15 protein-coding genes are annotated in these 15106 nt (G+C 73.0%); 5 read left to right on the top strand and 10 right to left on the bottom strand.

Annotation, left to right across the window (positions count from 1 at the left end):
- Position 1: 1 nt before the first annotated feature.
- Positions 2–733, top strand: coding sequence for a hydrogen peroxide-dependent heme synthase (gene hemQ / locus EV284_RS22435; RefSeq protein ID WP_130337025.1), 732 nt, complete (start codon positions 2–4; stop codon positions 731–733).
- Here the strand turns inward: hemQ and EV284_RS22430 are convergent.
- The 10 genes from EV284_RS22430 to zapE form a co-directional block, all read right to left on the bottom strand.
- Complete coding sequence (locus EV284_RS22430; protein WP_130337023.1) at positions 730–2352, bottom strand: alpha/beta hydrolase; 1623 nt, start codon at positions 2350–2352, stop codon at positions 730–732. The two genes, hemQ and EV284_RS22430, sit on opposite strands and share 4 nt — an antisense overlap.
- A gap of 117 nt (positions 2353–2469) precedes the next feature.
- Entirely contained in the window at positions 2470–3264 is a 795-nt protein-coding gene (locus EV284_RS22425) for a TIGR04222 domain-containing membrane protein (protein WP_130337021.1), read from the bottom strand.
- Between the two features lie 108 nt (positions 3265–3372).
- Positions 3373–4659: a DUF692 domain-containing protein gene (locus EV284_RS22420; RefSeq protein ID WP_130337019.1), complete on the bottom strand. Its 1287-nt coding sequence runs from the start codon at positions 4657–4659 to the stop codon at positions 3373–3375.
- A 97-nt stretch (positions 4660–4756) separates the two neighbouring features.
- On the bottom strand, positions 4757–5473 hold the full coding sequence (locus tag EV284_RS22415; protein WP_165425614.1) for a peptidyl-tRNA hydrolase: 717 nt from the start codon (positions 5471–5473) through the stop codon (positions 4757–4759).
- A 32-nt stretch (positions 5474–5505) separates the two neighbouring features.
- A complete protein-coding gene (locus tag EV284_RS22410; protein WP_130337015.1) occupies positions 5506–6360 on the bottom strand; it encodes a polysaccharide deacetylase family protein in 855 nt (284 codons plus the stop codon).
- An 86-nt stretch (positions 6361–6446) separates the two neighbouring features.
- A complete protein-coding gene (locus EV284_RS22405) occupies positions 6447–7364 on the bottom strand; it encodes a slipin family protein (RefSeq protein WP_130337012.1) in 918 nt (305 codons plus the stop codon).
- Positions 7365–7523: 159 nt separating this feature from the next.
- Positions 7524–9032, bottom strand: coding sequence for a SulP family inorganic anion transporter (locus EV284_RS22400; protein ID WP_130337010.1), 1509 nt, complete (start codon positions 9030–9032; stop codon positions 7524–7526).
- An 8-nt stretch (positions 9033–9040) separates the two neighbouring features.
- Positions 9041–9619: a carbonic anhydrase gene (locus EV284_RS22395; protein WP_130337008.1), complete on the bottom strand. Its 579-nt coding sequence runs from the start codon at positions 9617–9619 to the stop codon at positions 9041–9043.
- Positions 9620–9696: 77 nt separating this feature from the next.
- Positions 9697–10095 carry a hypothetical protein gene (locus tag EV284_RS22390; RefSeq protein ID WP_130337006.1) on the bottom strand — a complete coding sequence of 133 codons (399 nt, stop codon included), beginning with the start codon at positions 10093–10095 and terminating at the stop codon, positions 9697–9699.
- 209 nt (positions 10096–10304) lie between these two features.
- Positions 10305–11399, bottom strand: a complete 1095-nt coding sequence (zapE, locus tag EV284_RS22385) for a cell division protein ZapE (RefSeq protein WP_130337004.1) — start codon at positions 11397–11399, stop codon at positions 10305–10307.
- Positions 11400–11435: 36 nt separating this feature from the next.
- Here zapE and EV284_RS22380 point away from each other — a divergent pair, with 36 nt between their 5' ends.
- From EV284_RS22380 to msrB, 4 genes are all read left to right on the top strand, one after another.
- Positions 11436–12242, top strand: coding sequence for a pyrimidine reductase family protein (locus tag EV284_RS22380; protein ID WP_130337002.1), 807 nt, complete (start codon positions 11436–11438; stop codon positions 12240–12242).
- Between the two features lie 174 nt (positions 12243–12416).
- Entirely contained in the window at positions 12417–12872 is a 456-nt protein-coding gene (locus tag EV284_RS22375; RefSeq protein ID WP_130337000.1) for an indole-3-glycerol phosphate synthase, read from the top strand.
- A gap of 395 nt (positions 12873–13267) precedes the next feature.
- Complete coding sequence (gene murC, locus EV284_RS22370; protein WP_130336998.1) at positions 13268–14659, top strand: UDP-N-acetylmuramate--L-alanine ligase; 1392 nt, start codon at positions 13268–13270, stop codon at positions 14657–14659.
- Between the two features lie 14 nt (positions 14660–14673).
- Positions 14674–15081, top strand: coding sequence for a peptide-methionine (R)-S-oxide reductase MsrB (gene msrB / locus EV284_RS22365; protein ID WP_130336996.1), 408 nt, complete (start codon positions 14674–14676; stop codon positions 15079–15081).
- Positions 15082–15106: the final 25 nt, after the last annotated feature.

Genomic DNA, 15106 nt, shown 5'->3' with positions numbered 1-15106 from the left:
CATGAGTGACGACGCCCCCACCACCGAGCCGGCCCGCATCCCGAACAAGGGCAAGCTGGCCAAGGACCTCAACGAGGTCATCCGCTACACCCTGTGGTCCGTCTTCAAGCTGAAGGACGTGCTGCCGGAGGACCGCGCGGGCTACGCCGACGAGGTCCAGGAGCTGTTCGACCAGCTCGCCGCGAAGGACGTCACGGTCCGCGGCACCTACGACGTCTCCGGCCTCCGTGCCGACGCCGACCTGATGATCTGGTGGCACGCCGAGACCGCCGACCAGCTCCAGGAGGCGTACAACCTCTTCCGCCGCACCAGGCTGGGCCGCGCGCTGGAGCCGGTGTGGTCGAACATGGCGCTGCACCGCCCGGCCGAGTTCAACCGCTCGCACATCCCGGCGTTCCTCGCCGACGAGACGCCCCGCGACTACGTGAGCGTGTACCCCTTCGTTCGCTCTTACGAGTGGTATCTGCTGCCCGACGAGGACCGCCGCCGCATGCTCGCCGACCACGGCAAGATGGCCCGGGGCTACCCCGACGTGCGGGCCAACACGGTCGCCTCCTTCTCCCTGGGCGACTACGAGTGGATGCTCGCCTTCGAGGCCGACGAGCTGTACCGCATCGTCGACCTCATGCGTCACCTGCGTGCCTCCGAGGCCCGGATGCACGTCCGCGAAGAGGTGCCGTTCTACACCGGCCGCCGCAAGTCCGTGGCGGAACTGGTGGCGGGGCTCGCCTAGGCGCCCTTGTCCTTGAGGGCGTCCCGGTCCGGGGTGCCGCGTCCGGCCGGCTCGGTGGGGCGCGGCTCCGGGCGCGGGGCGCAGGCGGCGCGGCGGCCCGGCAGGCGGCCTTCGAGCAGGTAGGCGTCCAGGTGGGCGTTGACACACCGGTTGGGGCCGCCGCCGATGCCGTGCGTGCCCGCGTCCCGCTCGGTGACCAGCGTGGATCCGGCCAGCCGCCGGTGCAGCTCCAGCGCCCCGTCGTAGGGGGTGGCCGCGTCCCGCTCGGCCGCCAGGATCAGCACCGGCGGGGTCTCGCCGGGGCCGGTGCGCACGTCGAGCGGAACCTGACGGCGCGCGGGCCAGTACGCGCACGGCAGGTTCGTCCACGCGTTGTCCCAGGTCTCGAAGGGGGCGGTGCGGGCGAGGCGGGTGTTGTCGCGGTCCCAGACCCGGAAGTCGGCAGGCCAGGGCGCGTCGTTGCACTCGACGGCCGTGTACACCGCGCTGCCGTTCTCCGCCTCGGCGGCCGTCTCCGGGCTGGGCGCGCCCAGCCGGACCAGTGGTTTCGGGTCGCCCTTCAGATAGGCGGCGAGAGCGGCGGCCCGGCTCGGCCAGTAGTCGTCGTAGTACCCCGCCATCAGGAACGTGTTCTGGAGCTGGCCCGGACCGACCTTGCCGTCCGCCGGGTGCGCCTGGAGCCGGTCGCTCGCGGTGTCGTAGGAGCGCTGGACGGCGGCCGGGGTCGCGCCGAGGCCGTACACGTCGTCGTGGCGGGCCACCCAGGCCCGGAAGTCGGCCCAGCGGTCCTCGAACGCGGCCGACTGGTCCAGGTTCTCGCGGTACCAGACCTTCGCCGGGTCCGGGTCCACCGCCGAGTCCAGCACCATCCGCCGTACGTGACCGGGGAAGAGAGAGGCGTACAGCGCGCCCACATACGTGCCGTACGAGGCGCCCATGAAGGTCAGCCGGGACTCGCCGAGCGCGGCCCGCAGGACGTCCAGGTCACGGGCGTTGTCGAGCGAGTTGTAGAACTCCAGCCCGCTGCCGGAGCGTTCGGCGCAGCCGCGCGCGTACGCCTTCGCCCGCGCGATCCGCTCCCGCTTGTACGCCTCGCTCGGGTGGACCGGGGCGAGCGAGGGGGCCTTGAAGAACTCCTCCGGCTTCTCGCAGGACAGCGGGGCCGAGGGCGCGACCCCGCGCGGGGCGTACCCGACCAGGTCGTAGGCGGAGGCGATGCGCCGCCACTCGGGGATCACGCCGATCATCGGGAAGTTCAGGCCGGAGGCGCCGGGGCCGCCGGGGTTGTAGACGAGGGCGCCCTGCCGGGGCACCTTGCGCTTGCTGTTGGCCGGGTCGCGCTGGGTGGCCGGCATCCGGCTGACGGTCAGCTCGATCTGAGCGCCGCCGGGGCGGGCGTAGTCCAGCGGGACGCGTACGGTGGCGCAGCGCATCCCGGCCGGAGAGTCGTCCGGGCAGGCGCCGAAGGCGAGGCCGGCCGCGTGGGCCCGGGCGGCGGCGACGGCGGTGCCGCGCAGCTCGGCCGCGCCCGGTGTGCCGGGGGTACCACCGGCCGGGGTCACGGCGAGCCCGGTCAGCAGCAAGGAACCGGCGGCCGAGTACAGGGCGGCAGCTCTCATCGGACATCCCTTCGGTGCGCGGCGGCGATGGCACGGCTGCCATGGCCCGGCCGCGACAGAAGGGATGTTTCGGAAGAGGCCTCGGGAAAGGCAAGCACCGGCACGCGGGTGTCGGCGTCAGTGCTCCCTGTGCGCCCCCGGCGCATCGCGGTGGGTGAACGCGGCCCGCAGCTCCGGCTCGTTCAGCGCGCGCACGCCCCGCGTCGCGAGCCGCATGAGGAAGGAGCCCTCGTCGCCGTCCCCCGCCGGACGCCGGGCCACCTCCCCGAGGAGCCGCTGCCCGGTGGGGGAGGCCCAGCGCGGGTAGGGATGCACCTCGACGCGGGCGATGGCCAGGCAGCTCAGGGTGAGGACGAGGGGCAGCGCGAACCACATCGCGATCTGGAAGCGCGGCACGTCCACGGGGGTCGGCATGAGCAGTGCGGCCGCGCCCAGCGCGAGCACCGCCACGGCGGCTGCCCGCACCTGACGCACCCCCGCGGCCACGGTCGTCCCGGTGTCGAAGGGGACCGCCAGCCCGGCCGCGATCAGCCGCTCGGCGAGCCGCTGCACGGCCTCCGTACCGGCCGCGGCCGCCCTTACGGGGGCGATCCGGGACTGTCCCTGCGGGCCGATCGCGCCGATGACGGAACGTTCCATCTCGTCCTGCCCGCGCGGGTCCACCACGGTGGCCCAGCCGGTGTGCGCGAGCAGCAGCCGGCGCTGCCGGGCCATCCGGACCATGGCGAGGTCGGCGACCCGGGAGGGGCCCCCGGACAGGAACGCCGTCTCGTACAGCGTCAGGTCGCGGTCGTGGCCGTCGGCCCCTGCCGCGCGGTCCGCGGCGGTCGCGCGGACGGCGGCCAGGCAGAGCCGGGTGCAGGCGATGGCGGCGAAGGCCCAGGCCGGGAGCAGGAGGAGGACCCAGAACATGAGATTTTTCTATGCCAACGGCCCCTGAAAAACCATGGGTTGTTCACTATCCGGACAGAGCGTTAGCGGTACGTGACGTTCCGTTTTTCCGCGGCTCGGGGAGGGTGGTCAGCGCCGGCCCGACAGCACCCGCCTGGCCAGCCGGGCGGCCGGGCCGGAGGTACGGGGTGCCGGACCCGCGCGGTCGAGCCACCATTCCCGCAGCCTCCTGCGCGCCCGCGCGTCCGCCGGGCGCCCCGTCTTGAGGAGCTGGGCGGCGAACTCCAGCGCGTCCTGCCGGTATCCGCCGCGCATCGGGCGGGTGCGCGCGTAGCCGAGGAACGCCTCCCGGTACCCGGCGCCGAGGATCACCGGCAGCTCGGGTGCCACCTTGGCCACCACGTCCGCCCGCTTCGCCGCCAGCGACCGCGCCTGTACGCCCATCCGCCCCCGGTCGAACCCCTCGGGCAGCGGCGTGCGCGCCACCAGCGCCGACAGCACGGCCGTCTGTGCGACGGCCAACCGCTGCCGTGCCTCGGCGGAGGCCGCGGGCGGGACGGGAAAGGTCTCGCTCCGGGGAGTTCGCGCGGCCCCGCCGCCCTTGCGCACCGCCTCCCCGATGTCGGCCAGCTCCCGCTCCAGCTCAGCCGGTCGAGGGAAGTTCTCGTCCCGTTCCAGCAGGACGCCGGGCGGTGCGACGCGCGACGCCAGGTCGGTCAGGATGTCCAGCACCAAGGGCGGCACGGGGTGCGCGTGGCTGTCGTGCCAGACGCCGTCCCGCTCGAAGCCGCCCGCGACGTGCACATAGGCGAGCGCCTCCAACGGGAGCCGGTCCAGTGCCTCGGCGGGGTCCTCGCCCCGGTTGACGTGGTTGGTGTGCAGGTTGGCCACGTCGATCAGCAGCCGTACGCCGGTCCGCCGGACCAGCTCGGCCAGGAACTCGCCCTCGCTCATCTCCTCGTCCGGCCAGGAGAACAGGGCGGCGATGTTCTCCAGCGCCAGCGGCACCGGCAGCGCCTCCTGAGCGATCGCCACGTTCTCGCACAGCACGTCGAGGGCGTCCCGCGTGCGCGGTACGGGCAGCAGGTGGCCCGCCTCCAGCGGCGCCGAGGCGGTGAGCGGTCCGCCCGCGCGGACGAACGCGATGTGCTCGGTGACCAGCGGCGCCCCCAGCGCCTCGGCCCGCTCGGCCAGCGCCCGCAGCCGCCCCTCGTCCGGCCGCTCGGCACCACCGAGTCCGAGGGAGACCCCGTGCGGGACCACCGTCACCCCGCGCTCCCGCAACCGCACCAGCGGCGCCGGCAGATGGCCGGGGCAGACGTTCTCGGCGACGACCTCCACCCAGTCGATCCCCGCCATCCCCGCCACGGCGTCCGCGATCTCCGGCCGCCACCCGATCCCCGTCCCGAGCCGCATCCCCGTCCCCCTCCTTCGTCTGCCGGGGGTATGGCCCCGGCGGGGGCGGGCGAACCGCCGGGGCGGGGGGTTCAGAGCAATATTTGAGGTTCGCCGGTCAGTGCAGCGCCGGGTGGTCGGCGACCACCGTGGCGGAGCCGGGAGCGATCTCCGTGAAGCCCGCGTCGCGGACCAAGGGGAGGTGGCCGTCGGTGAGTTCACGCCAGCGGGCCGGGGTGGCGGTGCGGACGGCGAGGGGGTGGCCGGCGGTACGCCAGGCTTCGCGGGCCGCATCGGACAGCGCCCACCAGGCGAGCTGGGCACCGTGGCCGACCTGGGCCATCTCCTTGCCGGCCGACATCTCCAGCTCCGGGTTGAGCCAGAGCACGGGGGCGGTGCCGTCGGGGGCGGCGGGCGGCTCCGGGTCGTCCAGTTCGGTGCCGGAGACCTGGAGCTTGGCCAGCTCCTTGGGCCAGCCGTCCAGCGGGATCGGCGGGAAGACGCGTACCTCGGCGCCGGCGCCGGTGACCGTGATGCCGGGCAGCTCCTCGGCGCGGCGCCACTCCGCGCCCCGCGCCCGCCGGACCACCTTGCGGATGCGGGCGTCCTCCCAGGCCCGCACCGCCCCGGCCCACTCGCCGTCACCGCGCGCCCGCTCGTCCCCGAGCAGGACGAGCACGGCGCGTGCGGCGGTCTCCAGCGCGTCGGTACGGGCGGGCGGCGCGCTCTTCTCGATCCGTACGACGAGGGGCAGCACGAACTGCGGTGCCTCGTCGCGCGGGGTGGGCTCGGTCTGGAAGGGGCTGTCGCCGGGGGCGGCTGGAACATGGGTCACGTCAGCCAACCCTACGAGCAGTCCGGCGCCGGTCAGCGCGGGGTACCGGACTCCCGGACCAGGTCCGAGACCTTCACGAAGCGGTAGCCCTTCCTGCGCAGCTCCGGCACCACCGAGCGGACGACCTTCTCGGTCGTCGGGGCGGCACTGCGGGTGCAGTGCATGACGACCACCGAACCGGGCTTCACCCCGTCCAGCACCTGGCGCACGACCGCGTCGGCGTCCGTGGCGAAGGCGTCGCCGCTGATCACGTCCCACTGGACGGCGGTGACACCGGCGCCGCTGATGGCGCGCAGCGCGTCCCGGTCGTAGCAGCCGCCGGGGAAGCGGAAGTACGGCATCGGGTGCGGCACGCCCGCCTTGCGCAGCGCGCCGTAGGTGCGCTGGACCTCGGTCAGCTGGGCGTCCGCGGCGACGGTCGGCAGGCCGTAGCAGTCACCGGTGAACGCGTAGTGGCTGTAGGAGTGGTTGGCCACCTCGAACTGGGCGTCGTGTCCGAGGGCGCGGGCCTGGTCCGGGTACTCCTCCGCCCAGCGGCCGGTCATGAACACGGTCGCCGGGACCTTCAGCGTGCGCAGGGCGCTGATCAGACCGGGATTGTCGAAGCGCTCACCGGCGGCGGCGCGGGGCCCCTCGTCGGCGGTCATGTCGGCGTCGAAGGTCAGCGCGACGGTCTTGCCCCTGTCGCGCGGGCCGTGCTCGAACACGGGGGTGAGGCCGCCCGGACCCGCCGCCATGGTGGGGGTGCCGGAGGGGGAGGGGGAGGCGGAGGCGTGGGGCTCGGCGTGCGCCGGGCGTACGGGCTTGGCGGGGGTCGCGGTACCGCAGGCGGCGAGGGCCGCGCCGAGGACGCAGACGGCGGTGAGACGGCGTGCGAGTGCAATCACCGTATGAAAATAGGGCTGTCTGACTGATCGTATGTTCATCCACCCCCCGACGCCCCGAGCGGGTCACTCGCGCGGCGGGTGGGGTGTCACCTCACCTCGGTGGGCGGCTGGTCGAGGATCGCGCCGAGTTCAGGTGTCCTGGTGACGGCGTCGAGGTCCGGCGCTCCGGCCACGGGGACGGGCTCGACGGGCGGTGCCGGCTCCGGGGCGGGCTCCTTCCTCGTCTCCCTGGCCGGGGCCGGATCGCGGGCGCCCCGTTCCAGGAAGTGGAGCAGCTCCACCGGGATGGGCAGGACCAGGGTCGAGTTCTTCTCGGCGGACACCGCCATCACCGTCTGGAGCAGCCGGAGCTGGAGGGCGGTCGGGGTGTCCGACATCTGCTGCGCGGCCTCGGCCAGCTTCTTGGACGCCTGGAGTTCCGCGTCCGCGTTGATGATGCGCGCCCGGCGCTCCCGGTCGGCCTCGGCCTGGCGGGCCATCGAGCGCTTCATGGTGTCCGGCAGGGAGACGTCCTTGATCTCGACCCGGTCGATCTGTACGCCCCAGCCCACCGCCGGGCTGTCGATCATCAGTTCCAGGCCCTCGTTGAGCTTCTCCCGGTTGGACAGCAGATCGTCCAGGTCGCTCTTGCCGATGATCGACCTGAGCGAGGTCTGCGCCATCTGCGACACCGCGAACTTGTAGTCCTCCACCCGCACCAGCGCGCTGGTCGGGTCGACGACCCGGAAGTAGACGACCGCGTCCACCCGCACGGTGACGTTGTCCCGGGTGATGCCCTCCTGGGCCGGGATCGGCAGCGTGACGATCTGCATGTTCACCTTGTGCAGCCGGTCCACGAACGGAATGATCAGCGTCAGCCCCGGGGTGCGGGGCTCACCGGTGATCCGTCCCAGCCGGAACAGCACTCCCCGTTCGTACTGCTTGACGACACGCATCGCCGCGGCCAGCAGCACGAGACCCGCAGCGCCGGCCACCGCTATGAGCGTGATCACGAGCTCCCACATGGTCGCCCCCCTCATCGAGAGGTCCGTTTAATCCCTTACTCAACAGTACGTCCCGGATGTGTGCGGAAGCTACGGGCTGTGGACAGGGAACCTTTCAGGCGAAAAGGGGGCCGGGGCGGCGGGAAGGCTCCCGTCACCCCGGCCCCCGGCCGGCCCGGCTCAGCCCGCGGGGGTGCCGGCGGGCTCACCCGCCCCGGCTCCGGACGTCAGCCGTACCGGTTCCGTACCGTCCGCGCTGTGCCGCTCGGCCCAGTTCTCCAGGGCGGTGCGGCAGGCGTGATCCAGGTGCAGCAGGCCGGAGAGGTCCAGCCGCACCGGGCGGTCCTTGGGCAGCGCCTCCAGGCTGTCCAGTATTTTCGGCAGCCTGAGGAAGGTCGCGTTGCCCGACAGATAGGCGTCCACGGGGCCCGCGCCCTTGTCTATGACGGTGACCTTGATGTGCGACGCCTCCCAGGCGGTCTTCACGATCGCCAGCGCCAGCCCGACCAGCACGCCCTCGAACATGCCGACCGCCACGATGGACACCGCCGTCACCGCCAGGATCAGCGCCTCGCCGCGCTGCTCGCGCCACAGCCCCGCCAGCGCCTTGACCGGCACCAGCTTGGCCCCCGAGTAGATCAGGACGCCCGCCAGCGACGGCAGCGGGATGTGGGCGAGGGCGCCCGGCAGCAGCGCCGCGAACAGCAGCAGCCAGACACCGTGCATCACGCGGGACGCCTTGGTCCGCGCGCCCGCCTGCACATTGGCCGCGCTGCGCACGATCACCGCGGTCAGCGGCAGCGCGCCGAGCAGCCCGCACACCGTGTTGCCGACGCCCTGGGCGGTCAGCTCACGGTCGTACTCGGTGCGCGGGCCGTCGTGCAGCCGGTCCACCGCCGCCGCGCTGAACAGCGACTCGGCGGACGCGATCAGGGTGAACGCGACGATCGTGCCGAGCACCGCCACATCGGCGAACTCGGCGAAGGCGCCGAGCGGCGGCGGCTGGAGGGCGCCCAGCAGCCCCTGCACCTCGACCATCGCCACCCGCATGCCGAACACCGGCACGGCCAGCGTGGCCAGCCCGACGGCGGCGAGCGGACCGGGCACCGCACGCACCCGCGCCGGGAGGTGCTTCCACCCCACCATGACGGCGATGGTGCCGGCGCACAGCGCCAGCGAGGCCAGTGCCCTGCCGTCGCCGACCGCGCCCGCGAGACCGCGCGGCAGACCGAGCATCTTGTCCAGCCCGGTGTCCGGAGCCTTGGCGGCCATCGCCGGATACAGCTGTCCGGCCATCAGGACCAGACCGATTCCCGCCAGCATGCCTTCCACGACCGCCAGCGATATGGCCCGGAAGTACCGGCCGAGCCGCAGCACTCCCATCCCGATCTGGAGCAGCCCGGTGGCGAGCACGATCGCGCCCAGCACCGGCAGTCCGAACTCCTTGACCGCCTCGAAGACCAGCACGGTCATGCCGGCCGCCGGGCCCGACACCTGGAGACTGCTGCCGCGCAGCACGCCGGTGACGAGACCGCCCACGATGCCGGTGACCAGCCCGAGTTCGGCCGGCACCCCGGAGGCGACGGCCACCCCCACGCACAGCGGGAGCGCGACGAGGAAGACGACGAGGGACGCGGCGAAGTCCCGCCGCAGATGCGGAGCGCGCGATATGAGCCCTTGCCCGGTCATCGGCGCGCTCACAGGGCTTCGAAGGTGTCGGTGCCGGGCCGGTGCGCGCGCACGGCCCCGGTGTGGACCTCGTAGTACCAGGCGTGCAGGGCGAGCGTGCCCTCCGCCGTCCGGCGCTCGACGCACGGGTACGAGCGCAGACGCAGCAGCTGGGTCAGCGCGTGGCACTGCACGGCCTCGGCGACCTCCGGGTCCCCGGCCTCGCCGGCCGGGCGCGGGGCGGCGTGCGCCAGCCAGTCGCGCACGGCGGGTACGGCGGTCAGGTCGTCGCCGCGCACCAGCGCGCCGACCGCGCCGCAGTGCGAGTGTCCGCAGACGACGATGTCGCGCACGCCGAGCACCTCGACGGCGTACTCGATGGTGGCGGCCTCGCTGGTGGGGTGCTCGGAGGTGTGCGGCGGGACGATGTTGCCCGCCGTGCGCAGCTCGAACAGCTCGCCGGGGCGGGCGCCCGTGATCAGGGCCGGGACGACCCGTGAGTCGGAGCAGGTGATGAACAGGACCTGGGGGGACTGTCCCTCGGCGAGGCGGGCGAACTCCTGGGGGCGCCGGCCGAACGTGCGGGCGTAGTCGATGAGGGGCTGCATGATGGTGGACTCCTCCTGGCGCGCCTCGGCGGCGCGTCGGGCTTGCACGACTGTGGTGGGGGGAGCGAGCCCGCCCGTCAGCAGCGGAAGACCTGCAGGACCGCCGTGGAGTGGGCTCCGGAGGATCTGGTGGCACCGGCGTCCGGCGCGCCGGACCGCGCCGGCGGTACGGGCTCGGCCGGACGCCGGGATATGAACGGGCGCTCCGGCGCGGGAGTGGGCGCGGCGCCGCGCTGGCGGTGCCGGTCGGTATGGGCGGCGACCGGCGGCGTCTGGGAACGGCCGGGTTCGCGGGCGACGTCGGCGCCTTCGCCCGAGGGCTGGGCGACGAGGACGATCCCCGGCGTGTCGTGGGCCTTTGCCTCACCGAGCGTATGTGCGGTGGTGAAGGGTCCGGTGGGTGCGAAGAGCTGGAGGGAGAGCAGCGCGACCGCGAACAGGGCGAGCACCGCGCCGAGCGTCCTGCCTCGGGACATGCGCACCCCCCTGCGAATCCCACGTCTCTTGTACGCACCAAGCATTGGTCAATGGATGGTCAAGAAACACGTTAACCCGGCGAGATGCTTTGCAGGGTTAACGGCGGGTTACCTGTCGCAGGAAGCGTGAAAAAAGCGGGTCAAGCGGCTGAAATCAGCCCTTGACCCGCATAAGTTGATGGGATATCAGAAACGGGACGACCGGTCTGTTACTCCGTCACCAGGGGCTTGGCATCGCGCGCCAGCGCGGTGAGCCGGGAGATCGCGCGGAAGTACTTCTTGCGGTAGCCGCCGTTCAGCATCTCCTCGCTGAACAGCTTGTCGAAGGGCAGGCCCGAGGCCAGCACCGGGACCTCGCGGTCGTAGAGCCGGTCGGCCAGCACCACCAGCCGCAGCGCGGTCGACTGGTCCGGCACCGGCCGCACATCGGTCAGGCAGACCGCGCGCACCTCCTCGGTCAGTGCGCCGTACCGGCTCGGGTGCACCTTCGCCAGGTGCTCCAGGAGTCGCGGGAAGGCGTCCAGCGAGGCGCCCTCGGCGCCGTAGGCGGCCTTGGTCACCTGCTCGTCGGTGTACGGCGCCGGGGCCTCGGGCAGACCGCGGTGGCGGTAGTCCTCGCCGTCGATGCGCAGGGCGCGGAAGTGGGCGGACAGGCCCTGGATCTCGCGCAGGAAGTCGGCCGCCGCGAACCGGCCCTCGCCCAGCTTGCCGGGCAGCGTGTTGGAGGTGGCGGCCAGCGCCACGCCCGCCTCGACCAGCTTGCCGAGCAGGCTGGAGACCAGCACCGTGTCGCCGGGGTCGTCCAGCTCGAACTCGTCGATGCACAGCAGGGCGTGGCCGGACAGGGTCCGGACCGTCTGCTGGAAGCCGAGGGCGCCCACCAGGTTGGTCAGCTCCACGAAGGTGCCGAAGGCCTTGCGGGAGGGCTCGGCCGGGGTGGCGTGCCAGAGCGAGGCGAGCAGATGGGTCTTGCCGACTCCGTAGCCGCCGTCCAGGTAGACCCCGCGCGGGCCGGCCGGGGCCTTGGCCTTCGCGCGGCCGAAGCCGAACAGGCCCCGCTTGCCCTCGCCGGGACGGGCGGCGCCGAGGCCCGCCGCGAAGCCCTCCAGGACGCCCACGGCGTCGGTCTGGCTGGGCTGGTTCGGGTCCGGGATGTACGTGGCGAAGCGCACCGAGTCGAAGCGGGGCGGCGGCACCATCTCGGCGACCAGGCGGTCGGCGGGGACGTGCGGCGCGCGTGCGCACAGGGACAGCGGACCGGCGTCGGTCAGCGGGGTGGAGCCGGAGGCTGCGGTGGAGGACACGGTTACCCATGCTAATCGCCATGTCACACTGCACGAATGCGACGCCTGTTCCCTGTGACCGACGAAACAGCAGCTCGGGCCGTCGGCCAGGAGGGTGCGGCGCCCGACGGGGCCGGTGAGTGGAGTCTGGCCGAACTGGCCGCCGCCTACGCCTATCCCGCCGTGGGCGACGGCGGTCCCCGCGCCTGGCTGCGGGCCAACATGGTCTCGACCCTCGACGGTGCGGCCCAGCACGACGGGCGCTCCCAGCCCATCTCCTGCGCCGCCGACATGCGCGTCTTCGGCACGCTGCGGGCGCTCGCCGATGTCGTGCTCGTGGGTGCGGAAACGGTTCGGCAGGAGGGGTACCGGCCCGCTCGCGCCCGTACCGAGTTCGCGGCGGCGCGGGCGGCGGCCGGGCAGGGGCCGGCTCCGGCCGTGGCGGTGGTGTCGGGCAGCCTCGACCTGGACTTCTCGCTTCCGCTGTACACCTCGCCGCTGGTCCCGACGGTCGTCCTCACGGGTGCGGACGCGCCCGCCGACCGGGTGGCCGCCGCCGGGCGGGCCGGGGCGCGGGTGATCGTCGCGGGGGAGGGGCGGCGGGTCGATCCCCGGCGGGCCGTGGAGGCGCTCGCCGGGCTCGGGTACGTCCGGCAGCTCACCGAGGGCGGGCCGCGGCTGCTGGGGCAGCTGGTCGCGGCGGGGGTGCTGGACGAGCTGTGTCTGACGCTGTCACCCATGCTCACCGCGGGGGACGCGCAGCGCATCGCGGGCGGACCGGGTGTCTCCGTGCCGCGCCGGTTCGAGCTCGCGTCGCTGCTGGAGGAGGACGGATTTCTGTTCGGGCGGTACCGCCGACCCTGAAAACAGCGGAATCTACCGTTCCGTTTACCTTCCGAGGGGCACACTTAGTCCCGGTACTCCCCGTGCGGTAACGGGGCAGGATGGTTTCCGCAGGCTCGGTTCGGGCCAACGGAGGACAGAGGGTCACGAGGACCCTCGAGGGAGAAGAGGCGGCTGGTGTTCACAAGCGTTCTGATGATCGAGAAAGCCCTGACGTCGGCCGACGTGGAGTTCGTGACGACCTTGCACGGGGACGAGCCGGTCTTCTTCCATGTGCTCCTCCAGCCACGCGGTGACCAGGCGGACCGGCTGCTGCGGGCCATCGACGACATCGCCCTCGGCGAACTGGACGAGGCCGTGCACGAGGGCGAGACGCCCGAGGGCACGGACGCGCGCAGCGTGGGGGAGAAGGCCCTGGAAGTCTCCCTCCAGGCGCTGCGCGCCGCCGGCAGCCGGGCCGAGGGAAGACTCGTCGAGAACCACCCGCTGGAGGCGCTCAAGTCCCTCGTGGCGGAGGTCGACGCCGACGAGGTCATCGTCCTCACCGACCCCCACTACGTCGAGGAGTTCTTCCACCGCGACTGGGCCTCCCGCGCCCGCCACAAGGTCGGCGTCCCGGTCCTGAAGCTCTTCAGCCACAGCAAGGCGTAGCCCTGCGGGGCTTCGGCGGCTGATCCGGCACGGCGCAGGCGGCGGGGCGGGCGGCCGCTCCGGCCGCGCGCCTGCCGCTCGGCGCCTCCGCTCCGGCGGCGGTTCCGAGTCGTGAGCCGGCCGGGCGCCTGCCCTGACGGACCGGGTCCCGCCCCCATGACCTTGCCGGGTGCCCTTCCACAGGCCCCCGACCGTGCGTGACCGGCCGGGGTGCGGTCACCGTCGACCGCCCGGACGGCCGCTGCCCGGGGCGTGCTCCCGCCCGTGACCTACGAGCGCACCCGCCACCGGCCGGTGGCCGCCGACCGGCGCGCCACCGGCCGGGGTGCGGCAGGCGCCGGATCTGCGCATAGGGTGGGCATCCTCTGGCTCGCTCGTATATGGGAGAAGAACGCATGGCACCCGGCCTTCCTATCGCCATGGACCGACCGCACTTCATCGGGATCGGGGGGGCCGGGATGTCGGGGATCGCCAAGATCCTGGCTCAGCGTGGCGCGCGGGTGGCGGGCAGTGATGCCAAGGAGTCCGCGACCGCCGAGGCGCTGCGGGCGCACGGGGCGACCGTGCACATCGGGCACGCCGCCGGGCACCTCGCCGACGACGCGAGCTGTGTGGTCGTCTCCTCCGCGATCCGGCAGGACAACCCCGAGCTGGCCCGCGCCGCCGAGCTGGGCATTCCCGTGGTGCACCGCTCCGACGCGCTCGCCGCGCTGATGGAGGGCCTGCGGCCGATCGCGGTGGCCGGTACGCACGGCAAGACCACCACCACCTCGATGCTCGCGGTCTCCCTGACCGAGCTGGGCGCCCGCCCGTCGTACGCCATCGGCGGCGACCTGGACGCCCCCGGCTCCAACGCCCTGCACGGCGAGGGCGAGATCTTCGTGGCCGAGGCGGACGAAAGCGACCGCAGCTTCCACAAGTACGCCCCCGAGGTCGCCATCGTCCTCAACGTCGAGCTGGACCACCACGCCAACTACGCCTCGATGGACGAGATCTACGAGTCCTTCGAGACCTTCGCGGGGAAGATCGTCCCCGGCGGCACCCTGGTGATCTCCGCCGACCACGAGGGCGCCCGCGAGCTGACCCGACGGGTGACCGGTGTGAAGACGGTGACCTACGGCGAGGCCGAGGACGCCGACGTACGGGTCCTCAAGATCGTGCCCCAGGGGCTCAGGAGCCGGGTCACCGTGCTCATGGACGGCAGCGAGCTGACCTTCGCCGTCTCCGTCCCCGGCCGCCACTACGCGCTCAACGCCGTCGCGGCGCTCGCCGCCGGCGTCGCCCTCGGCCTCCCGGCCGACGAGCTGGCCCCCGCTCTCGCCGCGTACACCGGCGTCAAGCGGCGCCTCCAGCTCAAGGGCGAGGAGGCGGGCGTCCAGGTGATCGACTCCTACGCCCACCACCCCACCGAGATGACCGCCGACCTGGAGGCCATGCGCGGTGCCGCGGGGGACGAGCGCCGCATCCTCGTCGTCTTCCAGCCGCATCTGTTCTCCCGCACCCAGGAGCTGGGCAAGGAGATGGGCCAGGCCCTCGCCCTCGCCGACGCCTCCGTGGTGCTCGACATCTACCCGGCCCGCGAGGACCCGATCCCCGGCATCACCAGCGCACTGATCATCGAGGCGGCCCGCGCGGCCGGCGCCGACGTCACCGCCGTGCACGACAAGGCGGACATCCCCGAGGTCGTCGCGGGAATGGCGAAGCCCGGTGATCTCGTTCTCACCATGGGCGCGGGTGACGTCACCGACCTGGGCCCGCTGATCCTGGACCGCCTGTCGCAGAAGTAAAGGGGCTGATCCTCATGGCGTACGACGTCGAGAAGCCGGACGAGCAGTGGCGGGCGGAGCTGAGCCCGGCCGAGTACACGGTGCTGCGCCAGGCGGGCACCGAACCCGCCTTCACCGGTGAGTACACGGACACCAAGACCGAGGGTGTCTACTCCTGCCGGGCCTGTGGCGCCGACCTGTTCACCTCGGACACCAAGTTCGCCTCGCACTGCGGCTGGCCGTCCTTCTTCGACCCGAAGGACAGCGACGCGGTCGAGCTGATCGAGGACCGCTCGCACGGGATGGTCCGCACCGAGGTCCGCTGCTCCAACTGCGGCTCCCACCTCGGCCATGTCTTCGAGGGCGAGGGCTACCCCACGCCCACGGACCAGCGGTACTGCATCAACAGCATCTCGCTGCGCCTCACCCCGCAGGAGAGCTGACACCCTCCCCGACGATGCCCACCTG

It is taken from the genome of Streptomyces sp. BK022, from assembly GCF_004217355.1.
Classification (GTDB): domain Bacteria; phylum Actinomycetota; class Actinomycetes; order Streptomycetales; family Streptomycetaceae; genus Streptomyces; species Streptomyces griseoluteus.
The sequence above is the reverse complement of the archived record's forward strand: the minus strand, read 5'-3'. Positions and strand labels throughout refer to the sequence as shown.